Annotated in this window: 26 protein-coding genes and 1 pseudogene; 21 read left to right on the top strand and 6 right to left on the bottom strand. The window is 58.9% G+C overall.

From position 1 onward, the window contains the following. Window positions 1-178 precede the first annotated feature (178 nt). The gene (locus tag I7X13_RS18790; protein WP_198076660.1) at window positions 179-3829 is read right to left on the bottom strand and encodes a T9SS type A sorting domain-containing protein; all 3651 of its coding nucleotides are present in this window, start codon (window positions 3827-3829) and stop codon (window positions 179-181) included. 243 nt (window positions 3830-4072) lie between these two features. Between I7X13_RS18790 and I7X13_RS18785 the strand changes: the two genes are divergently transcribed. The 9 genes from I7X13_RS18785 to pruA all read left to right on the top strand — a co-directional run bounded on the left by I7X13_RS18785 (window position 4073) and on the right by pruA (window position 10692). Beyond that, window positions 4073-4867 (top strand): Rossmann-like and DUF2520 domain-containing protein, encoded by a 795-nt coding sequence (locus I7X13_RS18785; RefSeq protein WP_198076659.1) that lies wholly within the window; start codon window positions 4073-4075, stop codon window positions 4865-4867. 70 nt (window positions 4868-4937) lie between these two features. Continuing rightward, window positions 4938-5273, top strand: coding sequence for a 2Fe-2S iron-sulfur cluster-binding protein (locus I7X13_RS18780; RefSeq protein ID WP_211531860.1), 336 nt, complete (start codon window positions 4938-4940; stop codon window positions 5271-5273). Between the two features lie 105 nt (window positions 5274-5378). Further along, the gene (gene iscX, locus I7X13_RS18775) at window positions 5379-5615 is read left to right on the top strand and encodes a Fe-S cluster assembly protein IscX (protein ID WP_198076658.1); all 237 of its coding nucleotides are present in this window, start codon (window positions 5379-5381) and stop codon (window positions 5613-5615) included. Between the two features lie 140 nt (window positions 5616-5755). Then, entirely contained in the window at window positions 5756-5950 is a 195-nt protein-coding gene (locus I7X13_RS18770; RefSeq protein WP_168673555.1) for a cold-shock protein, read from the top strand. A 153-nt stretch (window positions 5951-6103) separates the two neighbouring features. Beyond that, entirely contained in the window at window positions 6104-7042 is a 939-nt protein-coding gene (locus I7X13_RS18765) for a geranylgeranylglycerol-phosphate geranylgeranyltransferase (RefSeq protein ID WP_198076657.1), read from the top strand. Between the two features lie 155 nt (window positions 7043-7197). After that, entirely contained in the window at window positions 7198-7890 is a 693-nt protein-coding gene (locus I7X13_RS18760; RefSeq protein WP_198076656.1) for a YjjG family noncanonical pyrimidine nucleotidase, read from the top strand. 61 nt (window positions 7891-7951) lie between these two features. After that, complete coding sequence (locus I7X13_RS18755; protein WP_198076655.1) at window positions 7952-8500, top strand: nucleoside/nucleotide kinase family protein; 549 nt, start codon at window positions 7952-7954, stop codon at window positions 8498-8500. A gap of 30 nt (window positions 8501-8530) precedes the next feature. Further along, on the top strand, window positions 8531-8950 hold the full coding sequence (locus I7X13_RS18750) for a hypothetical protein (protein ID WP_198076654.1): 420 nt from the start codon (window positions 8531-8533) through the stop codon (window positions 8948-8950). Window positions 8951-9027: 77 nt separating this feature from the next. Continuing rightward, the gene (gene pruA / locus I7X13_RS18745; protein WP_198076653.1) at window positions 9028-10692 is read left to right on the top strand and encodes an L-glutamate gamma-semialdehyde dehydrogenase; all 1665 of its coding nucleotides are present in this window, start codon (window positions 9028-9030) and stop codon (window positions 10690-10692) included. 115 nt (window positions 10693-10807) lie between these two features. Here the strand turns inward: pruA and I7X13_RS18740 are convergent, their stop codons facing one another. Further along, window positions 10808-11224 carry a response regulator gene (locus I7X13_RS18740; RefSeq protein ID WP_198076652.1) on the bottom strand — a complete coding sequence of 139 codons (417 nt, stop codon included), beginning with the start codon at window positions 11222-11224 and terminating at the stop codon, window positions 10808-10810. Further along, window positions 11205-12764, bottom strand: a complete 1560-nt coding sequence (locus tag I7X13_RS18735; protein WP_198076651.1) for a sensor histidine kinase — start codon at window positions 12762-12764, stop codon at window positions 11205-11207. The genes I7X13_RS18740 and I7X13_RS18735 overlap by 20 nt, the downstream gene beginning before the upstream one ends. Before the next feature lie 233 nt (window positions 12765-12997). Here I7X13_RS18735 and I7X13_RS18730 point away from each other — a divergent pair. From I7X13_RS18730 to I7X13_RS18675, 12 genes and pseudogenes are all read left to right on the top strand, one after another. Next, window positions 12998-13390 (top strand): annotated as a pseudogene (locus I7X13_RS18730) (NADH-quinone oxidoreductase subunit A); the annotation flags it as partial. A 165-nt stretch (window positions 13391-13555) separates the two neighbouring features. Next, window positions 13556-14113, top strand: coding sequence for an NADH-quinone oxidoreductase subunit B (locus tag I7X13_RS18725; protein ID WP_211531861.1), 558 nt, complete (start codon window positions 13556-13558; stop codon window positions 14111-14113). A gap of 98 nt (window positions 14114-14211) precedes the next feature. Then, window positions 14212-14772: an NADH-quinone oxidoreductase subunit C gene (locus I7X13_RS18720; protein WP_198067253.1), complete on the top strand. Its 561-nt coding sequence runs from the start codon at window positions 14212-14214 to the stop codon at window positions 14770-14772. Window positions 14773-14865: 93 nt separating this feature from the next. Then, window positions 14866-16053: an NADH-quinone oxidoreductase subunit D gene (locus I7X13_RS18715; RefSeq protein WP_232342268.1), complete on the top strand. Its 1188-nt coding sequence runs from the start codon at window positions 14866-14868 to the stop codon at window positions 16051-16053. 21 nt (window positions 16054-16074) lie between these two features. Further along, window positions 16075-16647 (top strand): NADH-quinone oxidoreductase subunit NuoE family protein, encoded by a 573-nt coding sequence (locus tag I7X13_RS18710; RefSeq protein WP_198067255.1) that lies wholly within the window; start codon window positions 16075-16077, stop codon window positions 16645-16647. 4 nt (window positions 16648-16651) lie between these two features. After that, entirely contained in the window at window positions 16652-16792 is a 141-nt protein-coding gene (locus I7X13_RS18705) for a hypothetical protein (RefSeq protein WP_198076649.1), read from the top strand. Window positions 16793-16911: 119 nt separating this feature from the next. Then, window positions 16912-18252 carry an NADH-quinone oxidoreductase subunit NuoF gene (nuoF, locus tag I7X13_RS18700; RefSeq protein ID WP_198067257.1) on the top strand — a complete coding sequence of 447 codons (1341 nt, stop codon included), beginning with the start codon at window positions 16912-16914 and terminating at the stop codon, window positions 18250-18252. Between the two features lie 126 nt (window positions 18253-18378). Next, window positions 18379-19395, top strand: coding sequence for a 2Fe-2S iron-sulfur cluster-binding protein (locus I7X13_RS18695; protein WP_198067258.1), 1017 nt, complete (start codon window positions 18379-18381; stop codon window positions 19393-19395). A gap of 118 nt (window positions 19396-19513) precedes the next feature. Next, the gene (gene nuoH, locus I7X13_RS18690; RefSeq protein WP_198067259.1) at window positions 19514-20593 is read left to right on the top strand and encodes an NADH-quinone oxidoreductase subunit NuoH; all 1080 of its coding nucleotides are present in this window, start codon (window positions 19514-19516) and stop codon (window positions 20591-20593) included. A gap of 5 nt (window positions 20594-20598) precedes the next feature. After that, the gene (locus tag I7X13_RS18685; RefSeq protein ID WP_211531862.1) at window positions 20599-21177 is read left to right on the top strand and encodes a NuoI/complex I 23 kDa subunit family protein; all 579 of its coding nucleotides are present in this window, start codon (window positions 20599-20601) and stop codon (window positions 21175-21177) included. A 117-nt stretch (window positions 21178-21294) separates the two neighbouring features. After that, the gene (locus tag I7X13_RS18680) at window positions 21295-21804 is read left to right on the top strand and encodes an NADH-quinone oxidoreductase subunit J family protein (RefSeq protein WP_198067260.1); all 510 of its coding nucleotides are present in this window, start codon (window positions 21295-21297) and stop codon (window positions 21802-21804) included. Between the two features lie 68 nt (window positions 21805-21872). Further along, window positions 21873-22967, top strand: a complete 1095-nt coding sequence (locus tag I7X13_RS18675; RefSeq protein WP_198076647.1) for a phytanoyl-CoA dioxygenase family protein — start codon at window positions 21873-21875, stop codon at window positions 22965-22967. A 142-nt stretch (window positions 22968-23109) separates the two neighbouring features. Here the strand turns inward: I7X13_RS18675 and I7X13_RS18670 are convergent, their stop codons facing one another. The 3 genes from I7X13_RS18670 to aspS all read right to left on the bottom strand — a co-directional run bounded on the left by I7X13_RS18670 (window position 23110) and on the right by aspS (window position 25712). Next, window positions 23110-23298 carry a hypothetical protein gene (locus I7X13_RS18670; RefSeq protein ID WP_198067262.1) on the bottom strand — a complete coding sequence of 63 codons (189 nt, stop codon included), beginning with the start codon at window positions 23296-23298 and terminating at the stop codon, window positions 23110-23112. A gap of 193 nt (window positions 23299-23491) precedes the next feature. Next, the gene (locus tag I7X13_RS18665) at window positions 23492-23944 is read right to left on the bottom strand and encodes a hypothetical protein (protein ID WP_198076646.1); all 453 of its coding nucleotides are present in this window, start codon (window positions 23942-23944) and stop codon (window positions 23492-23494) included. Window positions 23945-23948: 4 nt separating this feature from the next. Further along, entirely contained in the window at window positions 23949-25712 is a 1764-nt protein-coding gene (gene aspS / locus I7X13_RS18660) for an aspartate--tRNA ligase (RefSeq protein ID WP_198076645.1), read from the bottom strand. Window positions 25713-25871: the final 159 nt, after the last annotated feature.

Here is a 25871-nt window from a genome sequence, read left to right as displayed (position 1 = left end):
GCATCGATTAGTCCAGAACCCTGGCCCCGTGCTAATACAGAATAAGCGCAATGCAAACTGTCAACCATTATGAGGGCATCAGTAGGTCGTACATACCGACCGATGAACGGCCGCCGCAAACACAAAAAAGGGCCGCCCAATGGGCGGCCCTTTTGCCGAAGCGCAGTACAGCCAAAGCTTACTTCACAATCGAAATCTGCTGCTGGGTGTACTCCTCGCCGTTGCGCACTTTGATGGAGTAGATGCCCGAGGCGAGCGAGGACAGGTTCACGCTGTTGCTGAAGTTGTCCTTAGCCGAGCCCGTGTACACGCGCTGGCCGAGCATGTTGGTTACTTCCACGGCCATGGCCTGCTTGGCATTGGCACCATGGATTTCCAGGTTGAACACGCCGGTATTGGAGGGGTTCGGGAACACGCTCACAGCGCGTTTCAAGGCCTCCGAGGTAGCCAGCGGACCGGCAGTGATGCTGAGGTCATCCACAGCCAGGAAGCCTTGGTTGGCCTGGCTGATGGCGTGGAAGCCCACGTAGTAGTTGCCAGCCGTGGCGGGCACGAGGTCGAGCACGGCCGGAGTGGTGGCGTTATTGGCCAGCAGGTACGAAGCGCTGGTCAGGGCAGTGTTGGTGTAGAGCAGGTTGGTCTGGCCGGCGGGAGTAGCGGCAGCGCCGTACTTCACTTCGAGGCCTTCGGTGTAGCCACCCGTGGCCACGCGGTAGTAGAACGAAACGCGGTAGCGCTGCGTGGTGGTCAGGGTCAGAGCCGGGGTGAAGAACCAGTCGTTGGCAGCAATCGTGGGGGTCGGGCCCTGGTTATTGTAGGAGTACACCATGGCGTTGGGAGCCGAGCGGGCCACGTTGGTGGTGGCGGGGTCGACTACCGTGCCGGTGGCACGCCAGGTGAAGCCGTCGTTGTTCACATCGGTCACGGTGATGCCGCAGGGCAGCGCCTGGTTGGCGGCTACTACGTCGAAGTTCTGGGTGTAGGGGAAAGCGGCAATTGTGGGCGGCGTGCAAGCCGTAGTCACGCGTACCGGACCACCCAGGCCGCTTTGCGAGGTAGTGCTGCAAATGGTCTGGATGTAGAAGTCGTAGGTCGTGCTAGCCGACAGGCCAGACAGCGTGTAAGTGGTGCCGGTGAAGGAAGGCGAAGTAACGCTGCCCGTACCGCCGGGGGTGAAGCCCTGGGGGCCGTAGATAATCTGGTAGCCCGTAGCACCGGCCGCAGCCGTGAACGAGAACGAGGCCGACGTAGCCGTGCTGCCCGTGATGGCCAGGCCCGTAGGCGTGGGGCAGGTGTTAGGAGCAGCGGTTTCGGCCTCCAGCATGAAGCGGATGTTGTTAGAGGCAACATCGGTCGGCGTAGAAGTCACGGTGGGAGTGAGGTTTACCGAGAAGAAGGTAGCCGTGCGGGCAGGGGTTTCCGCTTCGTAGCCCATGGGGCTTACCTGGGTGCCGTTGGCGGGCATTACCTGAGCCAGACCCACGAGGAAATCACCGGCGGGCACGTTGCCCGTCAGGCTGAAGGTATGCAGCTGGCCAAGGTCAGCAGTGGTCACCAGGTAATCGGCCGAGCGAGCGATTACGGCTCCGGTCGTTGCGTTCAGCACCACGCCGTACACGGTGGTAGGAGTGCTAACGAGGGTGGCATCATTACCAATCACGGCCCGAACAGCCGTCACGTCGCGCGTCACGCTGGTCGTGAACTTACCGCAGAAGGCCAGCGTACGGGCTGCCGCGTTGGGCACGAAACCAATGGCGCCAGCCTGCGTGGCCCCGGGAGTGATAAACGAGTAGCGCGTGGGGCTGGTCGTCATGGATTGGGTCACCGTGTTGTTGCCGTTCACGTCGTCGTTGGGCACGGTCACGGTCACGGTATTGGCACCGGCGTTGGGCAGGGTGATGTTGGCGAAGGTCACAACGTTGGTTGCGCCCACGGTCAGCGAAGTCACGGTCTGGGTCAGGGTCAGGGTATTGGCACCCGTGATGTTCAGCGTAACTACAGTGGGGGTAGTGATGGCAGCAGCCCCGGCGTTGCGCACCACGGCGCGCAGGCTGAAGGGGTTGCCAGCGGGCACGGCCACCGAGCCGTAGCCCTGAATCTCGTTCACGGCCACATCGTTGTTGGCCGGAGCAGCCGTTACGGCTTCTACCAAGTAGCGGCTGGTGCCACCAGCCGCATCCGTGGGAGTGCCACCAGCGGGCGAGAAGCGGTAGAACGTACCCGGACGGGTCGGCGACTCGCTCTGGACGCCCATCGGGAAGAACGAGGCCGCGCCGTTGCTGGCCGGCGATACCTGCACCATGCCCACGATAAAGTCACCGGCCGGCACCGTCACCGGCGCGGTCAGGGTGAAGGTGTGCATGGCATTGATGTCAGCAGCCGTCACCACGAAATTGGCCGAGCGGCCCAGCACAGCACCCGTCGCGTCGAGCACGATGCCGTAGAGGGTTTCGCCCACCGTCGTCTTTTGGGTCGGCGGAATGGCCGCCGCATCGTATACAAATGCCCGCACCGCCGTTATCGAACGAGCCGTGCTCAGCGAATACTTGGCCCCGAAGCCCAGTTCAGTGCCCGAGCCGAAGCCTACGGCGCTGCTGGCCCCTACGCCCGGCGAGACATAGGAGAAAGTAGTGGTGTTCACCACCTGGGTTTCGGCCTTGGAGTTGTTAAGGTTGTTATCGTCGTTCGGCAGCGAAACCGTGACGGTGTTGGTGCCCTGGTTGGCGGGCGTGTAGGCGGCAAACGTTACCGTGGCGCTAGCTCCCACAGCCAGCGAGGCAATGGTCTGCGTGTTGGTGAAGGTGTTGGCACCCGTCACGTTCAGAGTCACCGCTACGTTAGACAGGGCATTGGTGCCGTTATTGGTAACCAGTGCTTTCACCGCGTGCGGAGCAGCACCGGGCACCGCCAGCTGGTTGATGGTGTAGAGCTGCGAAACGCCGGCGTCGTTGGGCACGGTGGGCACAAAGCGGTAGGTGCGGCCGTTGTCCGGCGGCACCGCCTGGCGGAAGTTGAATGCGCCGGTAGCGCCGGCTGTTACGGGGCCGTTGGCAAAAGTCACGGCCGCATCACCCCACGGCGATACCGAACCTTTGGTAACCTTCAGAATCTGAGTAGCCCCGTTGCCGGCACCTTTCAGGCCCGTCTGGGCATATTTGAAGTTGTTGTTGGCAGCAGCGGCTACCGTTGGGGCCGCGTACACAAACTCAATGGTGCCGTTGGCTTCGTACAGCTTCACCTGGAACGCCATGTTGGCGTACTGGTTGGCGATGGTGGTGCCGCCTACATCCGAAAGCTGCGCTTTGTCGGCTACGTTTTTCCACTGAATGGTGCACACCCGGCTGCCGGCCGTGCCGGTGGTGGCCATGCGGTACTCAGCAGTGCTGGTGCCGCTCAGCAGGTCGTAGTTGAAGGGCGACACTAGGTTGATGTCGCTGGCCGCCGTGCCCAGCAACGTGCCTCCGTTGTTCGACTCGGCGTAGGCCGTGTAGAGGGCCACCGTGGGGGCCGTCATGCCAGCCGCCGAGCCCAGCTTCAGAAAGCCGTTGGTGTTCAGAATGAAGCGGTCCATCGTCGCGCCATTGTAGGCGAAGTTGAACCCGATGAGCTGCTCGGCCGAGTTGGCGTCGTCGGTGCTGCTCGTCGTGATAACCGTACCCGTCGTACCCAGGTCGGTGTAGGTACCGGCTACGTTCTGGGCATTGGCCACGGGGTAATTAAGCGTGGTTTGCGCCTGCGCGCCCACGGCGGTGCCCGTCGCCAGCAGCGCGGCCAGGGCTATGTGCCGAAGGCGCACATTAGTCCCCGGACGATTGTATTGGTGATTCATTGAAAAGAGGGAGTAAAATGGGTGAATAAAGAAGATTTTGAAGCTGAGCAAATGAATCAAAATAACCGCCGTGTAAGCACCCTTACAGGTCGGACGGTAGCTTTGGGGCTACAAGTTGCTAAACTTTGGGCACAAATCATTGAGCCCGGTCCTTTTTGCCGCTAGCTCAAACTTGATGCTTGCTATGAGCAGAATAGTCGGCCAATTATCTTGTTTATTAATATTATATTCTATCACTGATTAATGACAAATGAATTTCCTCGCTCCCTATGCATTGGCTTGTTTGGCACCGGCCGTGTGGCCAGCCAGCTAGCCCCGGCGCTGGTGGCTGCCGGCCACCAACTGGCCTTTATATGGAGCCGCACGGCGACGGCCGCGACAGCCCTGGCGGCCACGCTCCCCGTCACCCCGGCATTAGCCACCCTGGCCCCTCCCCTTCCCGCCGCCGATGTGTACCTCCTGGCCGTGCCCGACGCGGCCGTGGAGCCGCTGCTCGCCAGTGTGAGTTGGCCCGAGGGTGCTCTGGTGGCGCATTTGGCCGGGGCTTTGCCGCTGTCGGTTTTTACCGCGCTGCCGGCGGTGCGCGGCGGCGTGCTCTACCCGCTCCAAACCTTCAGCCCGGGCCGCGCCATCGACTGGGCCACGGTGCCGCTGTGCGTTGAGGCCGCCACCCCGGCCGCCGAAACCGTGCTGCTGGCCCTAGCCGGCAGCCTCAGCCGGCACGTACTGCAACTCAATTCGGCCCAGCGGCTCAAGCTGCACGTGGCGGCCGTGTTTGCCAACAATTTCACCAACCACCTGTTGGGCATTGCCGACGCTTTGCTAGCCGAGGCCGCCCTGCCGCCGGAACTGCTGGCCCCGTTGGTGCGCGAAACGGTAGATAAGGCCCTAAATAATCCCCCTTTTACGGTGCAGACCGGGCCGGCCGTGCGCCGCGATGCACCCACGCTGGCCGCCCATAGTGCGGCCCTGGCGGCGCACCCGGCCTGGCAGGCGCTCTATGCGCAGCTCACGGCCAGCATCCAGGCCCAGCTTTGATGCCGGGGCTGGGGAGAGTACCTTTGCGGCGGCAAATGCCGCGTATTATTCGACTTTTTTGATTCCTGTTTTGTCTGTTTCCGCCACCACCATCACCTTCCAGTTCAGCGACGGCCAGCCGGCCCAAACCCACGTGGCGGCCTCCGGCGAATCGGTGCTCGACGTGGCGCTGAACAACGGCATCCAGCTCCAGCATAACTGCGGCGGTGTATGCGGCTGCAGCACCTGCCACGTCTACATCAACGCCGGCGGCGACGACCTGCCCGAAATTTCCGATAAGGAAGAAGACTTCATTGACCGCGCCGAAAACCCACGCATCAACTCGCGCCTGGCCTGCCAGTGCGTGGTGGAGAAGGACATGCAACTCGTGGTCACCATCCCGCCCCAGCACTTCCTCGGGCACTAGTTTTTTAGGGTAAGAGGGTAAGAGGGTAGGAGTTGTTTATTGCCTTTTTCATCCTACCGAAAACACCCCTGCCCTCTTACCCCCATACCCTCATACACCAACAACATGCCCCACTTTGAGCCGCCCATGCACTGGGCCGACCACGAGGATATTGCCATGGCGCTCTACGAGAAGTTCGGCGACGACTTCACGGAGGCCAAAATCTACCGCATCCGCTTCACCGATTTGATTGAGTGGGTGCTGGGCCTGAATAACTTCGATGGCACCCGCGAGCAAGCCACGGAAGGCCACCTGGAGCAGATTCAGGCCAAGTGGGTGTACGAGTGGCGCGACAACCAATAACGGTCGAGCCTGAGCCGCTGGCCGGCCAACCCCGCGTTGGCTTCCCGCGTAAGCGGGGATGAAATGGTTTGTTAATGCTGTTTCAGGCCTTTCCGCAGCCTTTACCCGGGCGGTTTTTTCTTTTCCTTTTTGTTTTTTGCATGAAAACCGGCATCATCAAATTTTTTAACGAAGCCAAAGGCTACGGCTTCGTGACCGACGACCAAACGAAAGAAGACTTTTTCGTACACGTAACGGGCCTGAACGGGACCACAGTGCAACAAAACGACCGGGTAGAATTTGAAACCCAGGAAGGCCGCAAAGGCATCAACGCCGTGAACGTGCGCAAAATCTGAGCTTGAAAACACTCTGATGGCTGCGCCCCGCGCCATCGCAGAAGCCTCTCCCGCAACGGAGAGGCTTTTTTATGCTCGGTCCGTACTGCCTTCCCGCAGGCAGCCCGCCACTTTCGCCGACCTTTGCACTTCGCCTGCCCCGTGCTTCTGCCGATGAACCCGCTGCCCCCCAAGCCCCCTGCGCCCGCCCTGCCCCCGCCCCTTCCCGTGGAGCGGCTGCGTACGGCCTTGCCCACGCTGGTGCGCTGGCCCAACCTGCTGATAATGCTGCTGTGCCTGGCGCTGGTGCGGGCCGGCCTGCTGCTGCCCGGGGTGCCGCTGCGCGCGTCGCTGCTGGACCGGCGCTTCGGGCTGCTAGTGTGGGCGGCGCTGCTGGTAGCGGCGGCCGGCTACATCATCAACGACTATTACGACGTGAAAATCGACGCCATCAACCGGCCCGACCGATTGGTGATTGGGCGCGTGGTGAACCGGCGCATGGCCATGCTGGCCCACATGGTGTTCAGCGGGGTGGGCGTGCTGGTGGCCGGCTGGCTGCACCCAGTGCTGGGCCTCGTCACGCTGGGCACGGCCCTGCTGTTGTGGGGCTATTCGGCCCGCTTCAAGCGGGTGGCGCTGGTGGGCAACCTCAGCATTGCCACCCTCACGGCGGCGCTGGTGCTGCTGCCCGAACTGCAGCTGCAGCTGGAGCGCCACGACAGCCACAGCGTGGTGTGGCCCTACGCGCTGGCCGCCTTCCTGCTCACGATGGTGCGCGAGATTGTGAAAGACGTGGAAGACATGCGCGGCGATGCCCAGCACGGCTGCCGCACGCTGCCGCTGGTGTGGGGCGTGGCGCGCACCAAGTGGGTGGCCGGTTTTTTCCTGGCTTGCCTGGCCCTGCTCACGCTGGGGGCCACGGGCCGCCTTTTCTGGGTCGGGCACTGGCCGCTGGGCCTATGGCTACTGTTGCTGGTGCTGCTGCCTATGGCCCAACTATCCCGACTGCTCATCCGGGCCGACCGGCGGCGGCACTTTCGCCACCTGAGCACGTTCTGCAAGGGCATCATGCTGGCCGGCGTGCTGAGCATGGCCCTAGCCGGGTCGTTGTAATTGATTTTGCCGTGTTGTGCTCATACTGTCATCCTGAGCGCAGCGAAGGACCTTATCAACGTTGAACTGTTTGGTGTAACCCAGTCGGAGCAAACGTGATAAGGTCCTTCGCTGCGCTCAGGATGACAAACGACAACAAATAACCCAAAGCCTGAATGAAATACCGCCACCTCTTCTTCGACCTTGACCACACGCTGTGGGATTTCGAAAAAAACGCCAACGAAACGCTGCTCACCCTTTACGAGCGGCACGATTTCGCCCGCTACGGCACCTTCACGGCCGACCATTTTATTAGCGTCTACAGCGACATTAACCATGCCCTCTGGCGCTTGTACCAAAGCAATAAAATCACCCAGAGCCAGTTGCGCGAGGCACGCTTCAGCCGCACCCTGACCCGGCTGGGCCTGACCGAAGACCAGATTCCGGCCACCATCTCGGCTGAGTTCACCAATATCCTGCCTCAGAAATCGGCGGTATTTCCCTTTACCCACGAGGTACTCGACTACCTGAAGCCCAAGTACCGTCTACACCTCATTACCAACGGCTTCAACGACATTCAGGGTATCAAATTGGCCTCGTCGAACCTGACGCATTATTTCGAGGAGGTGATTACCTCCGAGGAAAGTGGCTGCCTCAAGCCCGACCCACGCATGTTTCGCCACGCGCTGGAGCGCGCCGGGGCCACCGCCGCCGAAAGCCTGATGATTGGCGACAACCTGGAATGCGACGTGCTGGGCGCGTACAACGCCGGCATCGACCAGGTGTATTTCAACCCTGATAAGCGACGGCATTTCAACCAGATTACGCACGAAATCAGTTGCCTGAGTGAGCTAAAAGAGTTTTTATAATAGAGAACGAGAAAAGCCCGTCGTGCAGAGTGCAGCGAAGCATGATGGCTACCCCGACCCCATGATTTACCTCATTGGCCTCTCCGGCCGCCGGGGCAGCGGCAAAGACACCGTGGCCCGCATCCTGCAACAGCTCCAGCCCGAGCGCCAGTGGCAGATTCGCTCCTTCGGCGACTCCATTAAGTCCGTCTGTGCGGCCCTCACAGGCGAGGCCGTGACTCCCTACTACACCCAGGAAGGCAAGGCCGAGTTGGTGCCCACCTTCCACCGCACGCGGGGCGAAATGCTCCAGCAGGTGGGCAGCGCCCTGCGTGCCTGGGAACCACTGGTGTGGGTCGATGCCTTCTTCGCTGGCCTGCCCCATGATGCCTTCGTGCTGGTGCCCGACGTGCGCTTCGCCAACGAGGCCGACCCCATCCGCGCCCGCGGCGGCCTTATGCTGCGCGTGGAAGGCGACCCGTTGCAGCAGCGCGGCGACGGTACCCGCGACGACAACCACCCCAGCGAAACCGCTATGGACGACTACCCGCATTTTGATGTGGTGCTGCACAACAGCGGTTCGCTTGAGGACCTGACGCGGCAGGTGCGGGAGCTGCTGGGGCGGCTGTAGCTATTTTCAATCCACGTTCCAACAATTTCTATGGTTGCCAAAACACTGATTCAAATGGTTCTTTTCTTTATCAGTATGGTAATGATTGGAACATTTGCCTTAGAAACCCTTGGACGCTGGAGTTCCAGCAACGGTCCTTTGGCCATCGCTCGGTTAAAAACCGAGATTATCAATCCCAAAGCGGCGAATAATACTTATCAACTTGAGTTGGTATTCAAAAGGCAAATGGGTGATTCTGTCACCACCACTACCGAAGTCAGCAAACACATTTATAAGTCATCCAGCGTAGGAAGCCTGATTCCCATTCATTACCAACTTCACAACCCGAAGAACACTGTTGTGGCAACGGAAGGGTGGTTTGAGTGGAGAACCCTAGCCATTTTGGCTTTTGGGCTGGTCCTACTTTATGCTTGCTTCAATGTTAAGGAAAGCAGTAAAGCGGTTACGTAATAAACGGGCTTTCTAAACTGCCTTTACCTTTGTCCCATCCCACCCCAAGCCCTCTCTAAAACAAACCCCGAATCCTTATGGCCAACGGCTTTTTCAACGTCCCGACCCCAATTAACGAACCCGTCAAAGGCTACGCGCCCGGCTCCAAAGAGCGGCTGGAGCTTCAGCAGCAGCTCAAGAGCCTGCGCGGGCTCGAGCTGGACATTCCCATGCACATCGGCGGCAAGCAGGTGCGCACCGGCAACCTCAAGCGCATCAGCCCGCCGCACGACCACCAGCGTACCATCGGCCACTTCCACTACGGCGATGCCAGCCACGTGAATCAGGCCATCGACGCCGCCCTGACCGCCCGCACTGCCTGGGCCGAGCTGCCCTGGGAGCACCGCGCCGCCATTTTCCTGAAAGCTGCCGACCTGCTGGCTGGCCCCTACCGCGCCCGCATCAACGCGGCCACTATGCTGGCCCAGAGCAAAAACGCCTTCCAGGCCGAAATCGACGCCGCCTGCGAGCTGATTGACTTTTTCCGCTTCAACGTGCACTTCATGCGCCAGGTGTACGAGCAGCAGCCCGAGAGCCTGCCCAGCATGTGGAACCGCCTGGAGCAGCGCCCCCTCGAAGGCTTCGTGTTTGCCCTCACTCCCTTCAACTTCACTTCCATCGCCGCCAACCTGCCTTCTTCAGCGGCCATGATGGGCAACGTCGTCGTCTGGAAACCCGCCGATACGCAGGTTTACTCGGCCCAGGTGCTGATGGAGCTATTCGAAGAAGCCGGCGTGCCGGCCGGTGTCATCAACCTGATTTACGCCGACGGCCCGGTGGTGGGCGACGTAGTGTTCAAGCACCCCGATTTTGCCGGCATTCACTTTACCGGCTCCACCAAAGTCTTCCAGACCATCTGGCAGGAAATCGGTCAGAACATCCACCGCTACAAATCCTACCCGCGCATCGTGGGCGAAACCGGCGGCAAAGACTTCATCGTGGCGCACAAGACGGCCCACGCCAAGGCCGTGGCCGTGGGCATCTCGCGCGGCGCGTTCGAGTACCAGGGCCAGAAATGCTCGGCGGCCTCGCGCGTCTACCTGCCCAGCAACCTAGCCGATGAAATCCTCGGCTACGTGAAGGAGGACCTCGCCTCCTTCAAAATGGGCGACGTGGAAGACTTCGGCAACTTCATCAACGCCGTTATCAGCGAAGTTTCTTTCGATAAGCTCGCCAAATACATCGACGGTGCCAAGGCCGACCCGAACGCCGAAATCATTGCCGGTGGCGGCTACGACAAGTCGAAAGGCTACTTCATCGAGCCCACCGTCATCCTGGCCAAAGACCCGAAATACATCACGATGTGCGACGAGCTGTTCGGCCCCGTGGTGACGGTGTACGTCTACGACGCCGACCAATTCGAGGAAACTCTGGAGCTGGTAGATACCACCTCGCCCTACGCCCTCACCGGGGCCGTTTTCGCGCAGGACCGGTACGCCATCGACTTGGCTTCGAAGAAGCTGACGCACGCCGCCGGCAACTTCTATATCAACGATAAGCCCACCGGCGCCGTGGTGGGCCAGCAGCCATTCGGCGGCGCCCGCGCCTCCGGCACCAACGACAAAGCCGGCTCCATCCTGAACCTCCTGCGCTGGGTGTCGCCCCGCGCCATCAAGGAAACCTTCGTGCCCGTCACCGACTACCGCTACCCCTTCCTCGGCTCGGAACCAGCCGAGGATTTGAACCGCGACAAAGGCCTGTAAGCCTTATCAGCTATTGACAATGAAAAAGCCGGACTTGAATAAGTTCGGCTTTTTCATTGTCAATAGCTAACCGCAGCGCTCAGCTTCTATTTGACTAATAGCTACCAATTGGTGGTCAGCAGTCGCAAGGCTCATCATCCCCTACCTCCCCGTCGCTGTAAAGCGACTGGATGGAGCGGATTTCTTCGCTATCCAACGGCTTGTGAATCAGGCCAGCCACTAAGTTGTACTGCTTGGATTTCTCCAGGTCATTCAGCGCCAGCGACGAGGTGAGGATGTAGATGCGACAGGTACCGCGTAACGCCTCCTGGTAAGGCGTCAGGGCATCGAGGAACTGCCAGCCATCCATCAGCGGCATGTTAAGGTCCAGAAATACGACCTGTGGTATGGCCTGTTTTCGCCCCACCAGCTTGTCTAGCGCCTCTTGGGCCGACTGAAATGTGCAGATGCAATTGGAAAACCCTTCGGCTCGCAACAGATGCTCGGTGAGGTAGATGGCGAGTTCGTCGTCATCAATGAGATAGGTTTTCATCCGCATAGGGCCTGAAATGAAGAGTGAATTCGGTTCCTTCACCGGGGCAGCTTTCCACGGCAATCTGGCCGCCCATGGCTTCTACGTGTGCCCGTACCAGATACAGGCCAATGCCGCGCCCGGACTGCCCCGCATGAAAGCGCCGGTAGAGTTGAAAAACGTTGTTGCCGGCCTGCTGGCGGTCAAACCCCAAGCCATTATCGCGCACCGTTATGGTCAACCCCTCCGCCGGGGTCGCGGTAGCCATGATGTCAATCACCAGCGGCCGGGCATCGGCCCGGTACTTAATGGCATTGGAAATCAGGTTGTGAAAGATGCTGTGGAAATACGCCCGGCTGCCGGCCACGCGCAGGTCCGCCGGAATGGCAATGCGGAGCTGGCCGCTTGCGGCTTGCAGCGCTTCGTGCAGGCCTTGCAGCGCCTGCTGGCATACGACGGCCAGCGGCACCGGCTCGGGCCGGTAGCCGGCCTGCTCATCGCGCACCGACAGAATATCGTTCATATCGGTTAGCACCTCGTCGAGCAGCTGCAGGCTGGTGCGCAGGTTGTGCAGCGACGTGTCGAACACCGCCGAGTGCTTATCCACTCGCGCCAGCAGGTCGCTAAATCCCAGTGCATTCGCCAGCGGCGCCCGCAGGTTGTGCGACACGATGTAAGTAAACTGCTGCAGGTCATTGTTCTGGCCAATTAGCTTCTCGGTCAGCAGCCGCTGCTGCCGCTCGGCCTGCTTGCGCGGCGTGATGTCCTTCATGGCCCCAATCATGCGCACGGTACAGCCCGCCGCATCGCGCAACAGGTAGCCCCGGTCAAATACTTCGGCCCACGTACCATCGGCCCGCCGGAACTGGTACTCTTCCTCCCAGAACACATTTTTGGTTTCAAACGCTGTCCGGAGCAGGCCCGCCACCACACGCGGGCTGTCATCGGGGTGCACCAAATCGGCCCATTTGCTGAATGGCGTCGGGTTTTCGGCGAGGTGATGCCCAAATAACTCTTCAAATCCTTCCCCCCAATACAGCGTGTTGGCGGCCACGTTCCAATCGTAAATGGCGTCGGTGGTGGCCTTCAGGGCGTAGGCAAACCGCTCGTTGCTGAGGCGCAACGCCATTTCCACCTGCTTTTCCTTGGTCAAATCATGCACCACGCCCACCAGTTGGGAGCAGTGGCCACGCTCGTCGGGCACCGGCGTCACGCTTACTTCGCCCGTCACCTGGCCCGTCGGATAATCAGATGTTTCCTGCCAAACCACGCGCTCCATGCGGGTAATTGCCTCGCGGTATTTGGTGAGCACCAAGCTGAGCGAGGGCTCCGGAATAATGTCCTCCACGTAATACCCCAGCACCTGTTCCAGCGGCAGCCCGGTCGTTTTTTCGAAGGCTTTATTAGCAAATACAAACCGATAGCGGCCTTCGCCCTCTACGCTCAGTATGAACGTGACATCGGCAATGGTATTGAAAAGAACCGAAAGCTGATGCTCCCGCTCCACCAGCGCCGCACTGGCCGCCGCCGAACCCGGCACAGCTTTCTCAGGATTAGACATGGAACGGGGAAGATTAGCGACCAGCTTGCCCCTAAAGAAAGCACATGTAATCCAAATAAAAGCCCATTGTGCGGCGAATATTTCGGCCGGCTGCTGTATCAATAACCAGTCATCTGCGGCCCAAACCAGCCGGCCGTCCAGCGGTTCACGTTTCAACATTGCGCCCCAACCCCGTGGGCGCTACCTTTGCCCTTCAGCGCCCGTGAGGCCTGTTTGCTATATAATTGACCACTATGTACCTAGCCCTGCCGGCTGCTAATTATCAGCCTTCCGATTATCTTCCCATTGTCATCCAATTCGGTCTGGCCCTGGCTTTTGTGGCCTTCGCCATGGTGGTTTCGCACCTGGTAGGCCCCAAGCGCCACAGCACCGTAAAGGATGCCTCCTTCGAGTGCGGCATCGAATCGGTAGGCAATGCCCGCACCCCGATTTCGGTAAAGTACTTCCTCACGGCCATCGTGTTTGTGCTTTTTGATGTGGAAGTCATCTTCATGTACCCCTGGGCCGTGAATTTCCGCGCCCTCAACCAGAACGGCAGCTACTACGGCTTCATCGAGATGCTCATCTTCATGGCGCTGCTGCTGGCGGGCTTCTTCTACATTATCAAAAAGGGCATTCTGCGCTGGAATGAAGTGCCTTCCGGGCAAACTTTCGCCAACGCGCCGGTGTTGGAAAACCGGCCCGCCCAAGTAGCGAAAGCCGCCTGATTTTAATGATTAGTGATTAATGGTTAGTGCTTAGCACGACCATGGATTAACCACTAATCATTAACCGTTAATCATTAATCTGACATGGCTGATAACCGAGTTCCTGAAATAAAAACCGTTGAGGCGCCCGAAGGCATTGAGGGTGCTGGCTTCTTCGCCACCTCGCTGGAGAAGGTGGTGGGCATGGCCCGCGCCAATTCGCTCTGGCCCTTGCCCTTCGCCACCTCCTGCTGCGGCATCGAGTTCATGGCCACCATGGGCTCGCACTATGACATTTCCCGCTTTGGTTCCGAGCGTCCGAGCTTCTCGCCCCGCCAGGCCGACCTGTTGATGGTGATGGGCACCATTGCCAAAAAAATGGCCCCCATCGTGAAGCAGGTGTACGAGCAAATGGCCGAGCCCCGCTGGGTGCTGGCCATGGGCGCCTGTGCCTGCTCGGGCGGCATTTTCGACTCCTACTCCGTGCTGCAAGGCATCGACCGCATTATTCCGGTGGATGTGTACGTACCCGGCTGCCCGCCCCGCCCCGAGCAGGTACTCGACGGCCTGATGCGCGTGCAGGACCTGGCCCGCAACGAATCATTCCGTCGCCGCAATGCCCCTGAGTATCAGCAATTGCTCGCGTCTTATAACATTAAATAGTCTGGCAGTCGGTATTGGGTAGTCAGTAGTCAGACACCCGTTTTTCGCTTGCTTGTCCGACTACCAACTACCCAATACCGACTACTTACCCAGTCACCATGACTCCTCAAGATGCTGCTGCCGCTCCTGAAGCGCCCGTTGCCGAAGACCCGATAAAGGCCCAGAACGCGCAGGTACTGGCGTTGCTCACCCGCCTGTTTGGCGAGGGCACCTTCACCGATGTGCACGAGCCCTATGGTCTGCTCACGGCTACGACCACGCGCGAGCGCATCCACGACATCATTGCCGGCCTGCAACAAGACCAGGAATTGAAGTTTCACTTCCTGACCACGATGTGCGGCATCAACTACCCCGAGAACCCGGGTAAGGAGCTGGGCATGATTTACCATCTGCACAGCATGACGAAGAACATTCGGCTCCGCCTGAAAATCTTCTTCCCGCTGGCAGACCCGGTGGTGCCTACCCTGACCGACCTCTACAACACCGCTAACTGGATGGAGCGCGAGGCCTACGATTTCTTCGGCGTCATCTTCACCGGCCACCCCAATCTGATTCGCATTCTCAACGTGGAGGACATGGACTACCACCCCATGCGCAAGCAATACCCGGTGGAAGACGGTACCCGCGAAGACAAAACCGACCTGTTTTTCGGCCGCTAGGCCCTTGATACTCATATCATGGCAGTAAACGACGCCCTGGCAGGCACCCATAAAATTCAAGAAGAGGCCGCTGCCCAGCGCCCCGGCCAGCTGATGCCCATTCTCAACGACTTCAGCCAGGAGCTGACGACGCTGAACCTGGGCCCGACGCACCCCGCCACGCACGGCATTTTTCAGAACATCCTGCAAATGGATGGCGAGCGCATCGTATCCGGTGTGCCCACCATCGGCTACATCCACCGCGCCTTCGAGAAGCTGGCCGAACGTAAGCCGTTCTACCAGATTACCACCCTCACCGACCGGATGAACTACTGTTCGTCGCCCATCAACAACCTGGGCTGGCACATGACGGTGGAGAAGCTGCTCGGCGTGACCGTGCCGAAGCGCGCGCAGTACATTCGGGTGATTATGATGGAGTTGGCCCGCATTGCCGACCACCTCATCTGCAACTCGATTCTGGGCGTGGACACCGGTGCCTTCACCGGCTTCCTCTACGTGTTCCAGGAGCGCGAGAAGATTTACGAAATCTACGAGGAGGTGTGCGGCGCCCGCCTCACCACCAACATGGGCCGCGTGGGCGGCATGGAGCGCGACCTTTCGCCGGCCGCCATCGACAAGCTTCGCGCCTGGCTGAAGAGCTTCCCGGCCGTGATGAAGGAGTTCGAGAACATGTTCAACCGCAACCGCATTTTCATGGACCGCGTGGTAAACGTGGGCCCGATTTCGGCGGAGAAAGCGCTGAGCTACGGCTTCACCGGCCCCAACCTGCGGGCCGCCGGCGTCGACTACGACGTGCGCGCTATGAACCCCTATTCGAGCTACGAAGACTTTGAGTTCGACATTCCGGTGGGTACTAACGGTGACACCTACGACCGGTTCATCGTGCGCAACGAGGAAATCTGGCAGAGCCTGCGCATCATAAACCAGGCCCTCGACAAGCTGCCCGACGGCCCCTACCACGCTGACGCTCCGCACTACTACCTGCCCACCAAGCCGGAAGTGTATAAGAACATGGAGGCTCTGATTTACCACTTCAAAATCGTGATGGGCGAGATTGACGCTCCGGTTGGCGAGGTATATCACTCGGTGGAAGGCGGCAACGGCGAACTGGGTTTCTACCTGATTTCGGATGGCGGCCGCACGCCCTACCGCCTGCATTTCCGCCGGCCCTGCTTCATCTATTATCAGGCTTACCCCGAGATGGCCGTGGGCACAACGCTGTCGGACGCCATTGTCATTCTCTCGTCCATGAACGTCATTGCTGGCGAGCTGGACGCTTAGTTTTTGTTGAAATTGACTGCTATGGAGCCGACCACCGCGCCCACCAAACCGCAATTCTCTGCCGCCGCTCAGGCGGAAATCAAGCGCCTGCTCACGCATTATCCCGAGGAGAGGAGCAAATCGGCCCTACTGCCGATTCTTCACATCGCGCAAGCCGAATTCGGCGGCTGGGTGAGCCCCGAGGTGCAGGACCTGGTGGCCGAGACGTTGAAAATCAAGCCAATTGAGGTGTACGAGGTATCATCGTTCTACACCATGTTCAACCTCAAGCCCGTAGGCAAGCACGTGCTGGAAATCTGCCGCACGGGTCCCTGCATGCTGCGCGGTTCGGATGAATTAACGGCCAACCTGGAACGTATCACCGGCGCCAAAGTAGGCGGCACTTCGCCCGACGGCGCCTTTACCCTGAAGGAAGTGGAATGCCTGGCTGCCTGCGGCTTCGCCCCCGTGGTACAGGTGCGCGAGAAATACTACGAGCAGCTGGACACCCCCGAAGCGGTGGACGCCATGCTGAACGAGTTGAAGAGCTTGGTGCACCGTCCCATTCTGCCTTGGGAGGAAACAGGACTGCCAAACTCGCTGAAAAAAGATTAGTCTTATGGCCGAACAGAATCAGGATTTGCCACTGGTCGTGTCGGACATTCTTATTGAGATGCACGACATGAAAGCCTCTATCAACCGCATGGTCGAAATTATGCTGAACCAGCAGAGAGAAACCAACAAGCGTTCGAGCTGCTGATGGAAGCTGACCGCACCAATACGACCATGATAATTGAGGCTTTTCGCAAAGAAGCTGGCGCAACCCGTCAACGTCTTGACAAAATTGAAAATCGGCTCGCAGGTTTAGAAAACAAGTAGATGGGACGCAAGCTATTAACTGAACATATTAACGTCGAAGGCATCAACACCTTTGAAGTGTACCGCAAGCACGGCGGCTACCGCTCCGTGGAGAAGGCGCTCAAAACCATGACGCCCGACGAAGTGGTGGAGGAAGTAAAGAAGTCGGGCCTGCGTGGGCGCGGCGGCGCGGGTTTCCCCGCCGGTATGAAATGGAGCTTCCTGGCCAAGCCGGAGGGTGTGCCGCGCTACCTCGTCTGCAACGCCGACGAATCGGAGCCTGGCACCTTCAAAGACCGTCAGCTAATGACGAAACTGCCCCACCTGCTGATTGAAGGCATGATTACGGGTAGCTATGCCCTGGGCGCGCGCACCAGCTACATCTACATCCGCGGCGAGCTGTTGTACGTGCTGCGCATTCTGGAAAAGGCTATTGCTGAAGCTTATGCCGCTGGTTTTCTGGGCGAGAACATTCTCGGCTCGGGCTACTCGCTCGATTTGCATGTGCATCCCGGGGGCGGGGCTTACATCTGCGGCGAAGAAACCGCACTGCTGGAATCGTTGGAAGGCAAGCGCGGCAACCCGCGTAACAAGCCGCCATTCCCGGCCGTGCAAGGGCTTTACGCCCGCCCCACGGTAGTAAACAACGTGGAAACCATTGCAGCCGTGCCGGTTATCGTGAACGAGGGCGGCGACGAGTACGCCAAAATCGGCATCGGCAAAAGCACGGGCACCAAGCTCATCTCGGCCTGTGGCCACCTGAACAAGCCTGGCATCTACGAAATTGAGTTGGGCCTGCCCGTTGAAGAATTCATCTACTCAGATGAGTACTGCGGTGGCATCTGGAAAGGCCGTGACCTGAAGGCCGTAGTGGCTGGTGGTTCGTCGGTGCCAATTCTTCCTAAAGAATTGATTTTGAAAACCGCCGCCGGCGAAAACCGCCTGATGACTTACGAGTCGCTCAGCGACGGTGGCTTTGTGACGGGCACTATGCTGGGCTCGGGCGGCTTCATTGCGATGGACGAAACAACGTGCATCGTGAAGAACACCTGGAATTTCAGCCGCTTTTACCACCACGAGTCGTGCGGGCAGTGCTCGCCCTGCCGCGAGGGTACGGGCTGGATGGAAAAGGTGCTGCACCGCCTGGAGCACGGCCACGGCTCGATGCACGACATCGACCTGCTGGTGAGCGTAGCCAAGCAGATTGAAGGCAACACCATTTGCCCGCTGGGCGAGGCGGCCGCGTGGCCGGTAGCGGCCGCAGTGCGCCACTTCCGCCACGAATTCGAGTGGCACGTGACCAATCCTAAAGAAGCTTCGGCCCCCGGCGCGGTTTACCGCGGCGCAGCGGTGCTGGCTTAATTTAACTTTCTGTCATGCTGACGAAGGAAGCAACTTATCACGGCTGCCTTCATCAGAACCTGATATTACCCGAGCACTGCGAACGTGATAAGATGCTTCGCAAGCTCAGCATGACAAAACTATCCAATGGCTAAAATAACGTTCGACGGCATTGAGGTGGAAGTTCCGGACGGAACCACCATCCTGAACGCGGCCCGCCAGATTGGCGGCGGCATCGTGCCGCCCGCCATGTGCTACTATACCCCCCTGAAAGGCTCGGGCGGCAAGTGCCGCGCCTGCCTCGTGAAGGTTTCGGCCGGCTCGGCCAAAGACCCGCGCCCCATGCCCAAGCTGGTGGCCTCGTGCATCACGACGGTGCAGGACGGCATGGTGGTGGAAAACACCATCAACCAACAGGTGATGGACGTACGCAAGGGCATCGTGGAGATGCTGCTCATCAACCATCCGCTCGACTGCCCGGTGTGCGACCAGGCCGGCGAATGCAGCCTGCAGGATTTCGCCTTCGAGCACGGCGTGAGCACCACCCGTTATGAGGAAGAGCGCCGCACCTTCGAGAAAATCGATATTGGCCCGCTCATCCAGTTGCACATGACGCGCTGCATTCTGTGCTACCGCTGCGTGTACACCGCCGACCAGCTCACCCCCGAGCGCGTGCACGGCGTGCTGGGCCGCGGCGATGCTTCAGAAATCGGTACCTACATCGAGAACATCATTGACAACGAGTTCAGCGGCAACGTAATCGACGTGTGCCCCGTGGGCGCGCTGACCGATAAAACCTTCCGCTTCAAGCAGCGCGTGTGGTTCACAAAGCCGGTGGACGCCCACCGCGACTGCACCACCGATAAGTGCAATGGCCGCGTAACGCTTTGGTACAAAGGCAAAGACGTGTTGCGCGTAACGGCCCGCAAGGACGCTTACGGCGAAGTGAAAGAGTGGATTTGCAACACCTGCCGCTTCGACAAAAAGGAAACGTCGGACTGGGTACTGGAAGGCCCGGCGCACATCAGCCGCGCCTCGGTTATCGCGCAAAACCACTACGAACTGCCGGTGGTGAACCCACAGGTCATTCAGGACTTGCCCGAAAGCACCACCCGCGAGCTGGAGCGCAACCCGCCGCTGCGACTGGGCGGTTTGAATAATTAATCATTTGTCATGCTGACGCAGGAAGCATCCTATCACCGCTGCCTTCGTCAGAAATACTAATCAATGGCTAGACGGACGTGATATGATGCTTCACTCCGTTCAGCATGACATCTAAACTATGACTCTCCCCGCTCTGGGCTGGCAAGGCCTCGTCGTTCTGGCAACCTTCGGCATTTCGCTGCTGATTGCCACCTATTGTACTTACTTCGAGCGGGTGTGGGCCGCCTTTTTTCAGGACCGGGTGGGCCCGGACCGTGCCGGCCCGTTCGGCCTGCTCCAGCCGCTGGCCGACGCCGTAAAGCTCTTCACGAAGGAAGAATTCTTCCCCGCCGGGGCCAACCGGGCACTGTTCATCTTCGGCCCCTGCCTGGCCATGGTCACGGCCCTGATGTCGTCGGCAGTGATTCCGTTCGGCAACTTCCTGAAATTCGGCGACACCATCGTGCACTTGCAGGGCATCGAAATCAACGTCGGGATGCTCTACGTCTTCGGCGTGGTGGCCCTGGGCGTTTACGGCATCATGATTGGCGGCTGGGCTTCAAACAACAAGTTCTCGCTGCTGGGTGCCATTCGGGCCGCTTCGCAGAACATCAGCTACGAGCTGGCGATGGGCCTGGCCCTGATTGCCGTGCTGATGATGTCGGGCACGCTTTCGCTGCGCGAAATCACGCTGCAACAGTCGGTAGCCGGCGAGTGGCACTTCTGGAACATTGTGCGTCAGCCGCTGGGTTTCGTGATTTTCCTGGTCTGCGCTTTTGCCGAAACCAACCGCACGCCCTTCGACCTGCCCGAGTGCGAAACCGAACTGATTGGCGGTTACCACACCGAGTACAGCTCGATGAAAATGGGGCTCTACCTGTTTGCCGAGTACGTGAACGTATTTGTGGCCACGGCCGTGATGTCGGTGCTCTACTTCGGCGGTTTCAACTATCCGTTCCAGTACGAATTCCTCGATTTCCTGACTACCAAAACCGGCCTTTCGGCCGACTGGGCGCACAACATTTTCGTGCTGATGGGTGTGGTGGCCATGTTCACGAAGATTTTCATTGGCATCTTCTTCTTCATGTGGGTGCGCTGGACGCTCCCGCGCTTCCGCTACGACCAGCTGATGCGCCTGGGCTGGACCATCCTCATCCCCCTGGCTATTTTCAACATCCTGCTCACGGGCGGCCTGATTACGTTCGGCGTAATTAAATAACCACTATGGAATCCTTAAGCAAACGCGCCAAAGTCCTCGAAAAGAAGCCTATGAGCTTCGCCGAGCGCGCCTACCTGCCCGCCATCTTCCAAGGCCTGAGCATCACGATGCAGCACTTTTTCCGGGCGGCCACCAAAAAGCAGGTAACCATTCGCTACCCCGAAGAGGTGCGCCCCTTTTCCCCCGTTTTCCGCGGCCTGCACGTGCTGAAGCGCGACGAAGTTGGCCGCGAGCGTTGCACGGCCTGCGGCCTGTGCGCCGTGGCCTGCCCCGCCGAAGCCATTACGATGGTAGCCGGCGAGCGCAAGAAGGGCGAGGAAGGCCTCTACCGTGAAGAGAAATACGCCGTCAGCTACGAAATCAACATGCTGCGCTGCATCTTCTGCGGCCTGTGCGAAGAAGCCTGCCCGAAAGCGGCCGTGTATCTGCAAGCCGATAAAATGGCTCCGCCGCGCTTCGAGCGCGACGAGTTTATTTACGGCAAAGACCGGCTGGTGGAGCCCGTGACGCCCGATAACCGCTCGAAGCGCGGTATTCAGCTCACGCCCGAGCAGGCCGATAAGCTGCGTTCGCAGCTGGCGTAGCCTGTTTGTCATGCTGACGAAGGAAGCATCTTATCACCGCTGCTTTCGTCAGAAATATGTTAACCCCCGCGGCGCAAGCGTGATAAGATGCTTCGCTCCGCTCAGCATGACACCTCAATGTCTCCTCTCTTCCTCTTTCTTTCGTTCGTGGCCCTGCTGAGTGCATTGGGCGTGGTGCTGGCCAAAAACCCAGTGCACAGCGTCCTGTTTCTCATCCTCACGTTCTTCACGCTCTCGGGCCACTACCTGCTGCTGAACGCGCAGTTCTTGGCGGCGGTGAACATCATCGTGTACGCCGGCGCCATCATGGTGCTTTTCCTGTTCGTGATTATGTTCCTGAATTTGAACGAAGACACGGAGCCGCACAAACCCGCCCTGGCCAAGTTTGCGGCGGCCATTGCCGGCGGCTCGTTGCTGCTCATTCTGGTGGCGGCGCTGCGCAACGTGAGTCCCGCCGGCTACGACCCCACCAGTTTCGATTCGCAGATTGGCATGGTCGACCGCCTGGGCATGGTGCTGTTCAAGGACTATGCGCTGCCGTTTGAGCTGGCCTCCATCCTGCTGCTGGCCGCCATGGTGGGCTCGGTGATGCTGGGCAAGCGCGAGACGGGCGAGCGGAACTTCTAGCTTGAATGACTTGAAACGGGAAGCGGCAACTGAGTTCAGTTGCCGCTTTTTTTGTGTTCCACTGTAATTTGCCACAGCTCGGCCAAGTGTCGCGTTTGGATTCATCTTTTATCAGGATTTTAAAGCATATGAAAGCGCAACTTGACCTTACTTCATCAGTGGAAACCGGGAAGCTGGGGGTGATGCACTTAAAGCGTTTCTGGGCGCAGTCTTTGGCCAAGCGTAATGGCGTATTCATCGAGCAAAGCGAAAAAAGCTGGCGTTTTGATAACCTGCTGCTCAACGGCCTTGGTTTGCCGCTTGAGGAGACCATGCGCTATTTGATGCAATCGGTGCCGAGCTTTGCGGAGTTTGAAAATTGGGTTCTGGCAAAAAACAACGGGCAGATTGACCCATTACAAATCGAACGTCTCAATAGCATCATTTCCAGTCAACCCTATTCAGAAAGGCTGATTGCTAATTTGCGCGAAATTGAGGAAGAGGAGGACGTACTGAGCGCTGTGGATTTGGCCTTCTGGGCTGAACATGGCTATGTAATCCTTCGTGCGGCCGTTTCGAAAGAACAGGCCCGCGCCACCGAAAAGGCCGTGTGGGAGGTTTTGGGCATGGCTCCTGACGACCCGGCCACCTGGTATGAAAAACCCATTGGCAAGGGCATTATGATGGATTTTTACCACCACCCAACCCTACTAGAAAACCGGCAATCGAAGCGGATTCAGAAAGCTTTTGTCCAGCTCTGGCAAACCGCCGACCTCTGGAAAACCACCGACCGCACCAGCTTCAACCCACCCGAAACCGCTACCTACCAGCACCAGGGCACTCCCCTGCATTGGGACATGAGCCTGGAGCCGCCGCTGCACTTCGGTACCCAGGGCCTGCTGTACCTCTGCGACACGCCGGCCGAGCAAGGCGCTTTCCGTTGCGTGCCGTGCTTCCACCGCAAGCTGGAAAGCTGGCTGGCTACCCTGCCTGCCGGCACCGACCCGCGCCGGGTGAATCTGGACGCGTTGGCCGTGCCCATCGCGGCCGAGGCCGGCGATTTTATTATTTGGCACCACGCATTGCCGCACGGCAGCAGCCCAAACCACGGCACCTACCCGCGCATCGTGCAATACCTCAATATGTACCCGGTCGAGTTCAAGGAAAATATGGCCTGGTTGTAATTAAGCGGCAGAATAAATGGTCGCGTTATACTCCTGAACAGCAATGCCGAACCCACTTGGGTTCGGCATTGCTGTTCAGGAGCTAAATTTCAATTTATGAAGCTTATGTATCGAGTAGAATTATCGGAAAACGATGCCGTAATTAATTGTAAGAAGCAGCCGTGGCACTCGTATTCACCTGCGCGATAACCATGGCGCGCGCAGGCACGGAACGGTAGGTAGGCACCCGCATCTTGTGCATCGGCGAAGCCACTAGCTGCACTTGCATCAGGGAAGCAGCAAGGGCGCTCCAGAACAGGAAAATGGCGGCGAAGATGTACAGCTTGGTCATGGGGGTGAGTGGTTAAGTTGTTAACTGATACAAACCTACTCGGTGCATGAGGGGCTGGGGTTGCCTCTTCGTTTAGTCAGGCTCGTAGCCCGTCGAACCAGGAGTTTTGCGACCCTAACGTATTGGGCCTTTCTCGCACTCCAATAAAAAAGCGGCGACTGAAGTATCAGTCGCCGCTGCTGTATTTTGAGAATCAGATTTGCTTTGGTGCATACTTATTCAAATAGGCTTGCAGATTACGCGCATCCACGTCTAAGCCTTCTAAGGCTATTCGGGTTATCTCTCCATAACTACCTTTTGCAAGTATGATTAAATACGTCGTGGCAGAACGATGACCAGACTCAACTTTAATTATAGCCTGGGCTTTAGTCCAGGGCAAAAAACCTGTTGCTACTGTCCAGATTCCTTGGCTTCCTATTTTTAGCTGCGGCCCCTGATTGCGAATGCGCCTGATTGCTCGCCATATTAGAAATAAGCCTATTACGGAAAAGTATGCAGCAACCCAGCTCTCCAACCAAAACGCTAGGCCCACCCCAGTAAGCAAAAGAAAACCTCCGAAAATAAAATTAGCAAGAATGGCGCTTTGCGAATAACCAATCTCGTGCTCAAAGCTATTTCTATTTAGGCTGGAAGCAGATTTTTCCATACTGCTACTTCGCCACCACGTCGGTCTTAATGCTCAGCTCCTTCAATTGCGCATCGGCGATGGGCGAGGGCGAGTCTATCATCACATCGCGGCCGGAGTTATTTTTCGGGAAGGCGATGAAGTCGCGGATGGAATCCGAGCCGCCGAAGAGGCTGCAGAGGCGGTCGAAGCCGAAGGCCAGGCCGCCGTGGGGCGGGGCGCCGTACTCGAAGGCATCGAGCAGGAAGCCAAACTGGGCCTGGGCCTCCTCGGGAGTGAAGCCCAGGAGCGAGAACATGCGAGCCTGCACGGCACGGTCGTGGATGCGGATGGAGCCGCCACCGATTTCTACGCCGTTTATCACAAGGTCGTAGGCGTTGGCGCGGGTCTGACCGATGGTTTTGGGGTCGTCGAGCAAGGCCAAATCCTCCGGCTTGGGCGAGGTGAAGGGGTGGTGCATGGCGAAATGGCGGTTTTCCTCTTCGCTGAATTCGAGCAGCGGGAAGTCAATCACCCACAGCGGCGAGAACGAGTTGGGGTCACGCAGACCGAGGCGGCGGCCCATTTCTAGGCGCAGCTCGCTGGCAGCTTTGCGGGTTTTGGCTTCGGAGCCGGCCAGCAGCAGGATGAGGTCGCCGGGGTTGGCATTGAAGGCCGCTTTCCACTTCTGCAATTCCTCCTGCGAGTAGAACTTATCAACCGAGGATTTCACCTGGCCATCGGCCTCCACACGGGCGTACACGAGGCCAGTGGCCCCGATTTGCGGGCGCTTCACCCACTCGGTTAGCTCGTCAATCTGCTTGCGGGTGTAGGCGGCACAGGTGGCGGCGTTGATGCCCAGCACCAGTTCAGCGCCGTCGAACACGGGGAAGCCTTGGCCTTTCGTGGTTTCGGTGAGGTCGGTGAGCTTCATGGCGAAGCGGGTGTCGGGCTTGTCGTTGCCGTAGTCGCGCATGGCCTCGGCGTAGGTCATGCGGGGCACGGTGGGGAAATCGAGGTTTTTGATTTCCTTGAACAGGTAGCGCACCAGGCCTTCGAACATATCCAGGACGTCTTCCTGCTCCACGAAGGCCATTTCGCAGTCAATCTGCGTGAATTCGGGCTGGCGGTCGGCGCGCAGGTCCTCGTCGCGGAAGCACTTCACAATCTGGAAATACCGGTCGAAGCCCGACACCATGAGCAGCTGCTTGAACGTCTGGGGGCTTTGCGGTAAGGCGTAAAACTCGCCGGGGTTCATACGCGAGGGCACCACGAAATCGCGCGCCCCTTCGGGCGTGCTCTTGATGAGGACGGGTGTTTCGACTTCGATGAAGTCCTGGCCATCGAGGTAGCGGCGCACGGCTTGGGCCATTTTGTGGCGCAACATCAGGTTGTTGCGCACGGGGGTGCGGCGCAGGTCGAGGTAGCGGTACTTCATCCGCAGGTCGTCGCCGCCGTCGGTGTCGTCTTCGATGAGGAAGGGCGGCAATTTGGCGGGATTCAAAATCTCCACTTTCTCGGGGCGGATTTCGATGGCCCCCGTAGGGATTTTATCGTTTTTGGAGTAGCGCTCGGCCACTTTGCCGGTCACACTCAGCACAAACTCGCGGCCGAGCTGGCGGGCGGTTTCGCGCACGGCATCGGCCTCCACGCCTTCTTCGAGGGTGATTTGGGTGAGGCCGTACCGGTCGCGCAGGTCAATCCAGAGCAGGGAGCCTTTGTCGCGGGTGCGCTGCACCCAGCCGCAAAGGCTGACGGTTTGACCAATGTGTTCGGGGCGGAGCTCGCCGCAGGTGTGGGTACGTAGCATGGACCGCAGATTTTAACGGATTTGACGGATAAGAACGGATTTGACTAGCGTGGTTCTGACTCCGTTTTTTTGTGCGAAGGTAGCCACCACAGCGGCGGGGCGAAACCCAAACTTTGGTACGGAGTATGCAAAGGGCGTTAGCAACTGCGTTCCTTTGTC

Origin of the sequence: Hymenobacter negativus (assembly GCF_016056375.1) — a bacterium.
GTDB lineage: Bacteria > Bacteroidota > Bacteroidia > Cytophagales > Hymenobacteraceae > Hymenobacter > Hymenobacter negativus_A.
Note: the sequence above shows the minus strand (reverse complement) of the source record. Positions and strands in the feature narration are given on the sequence as shown.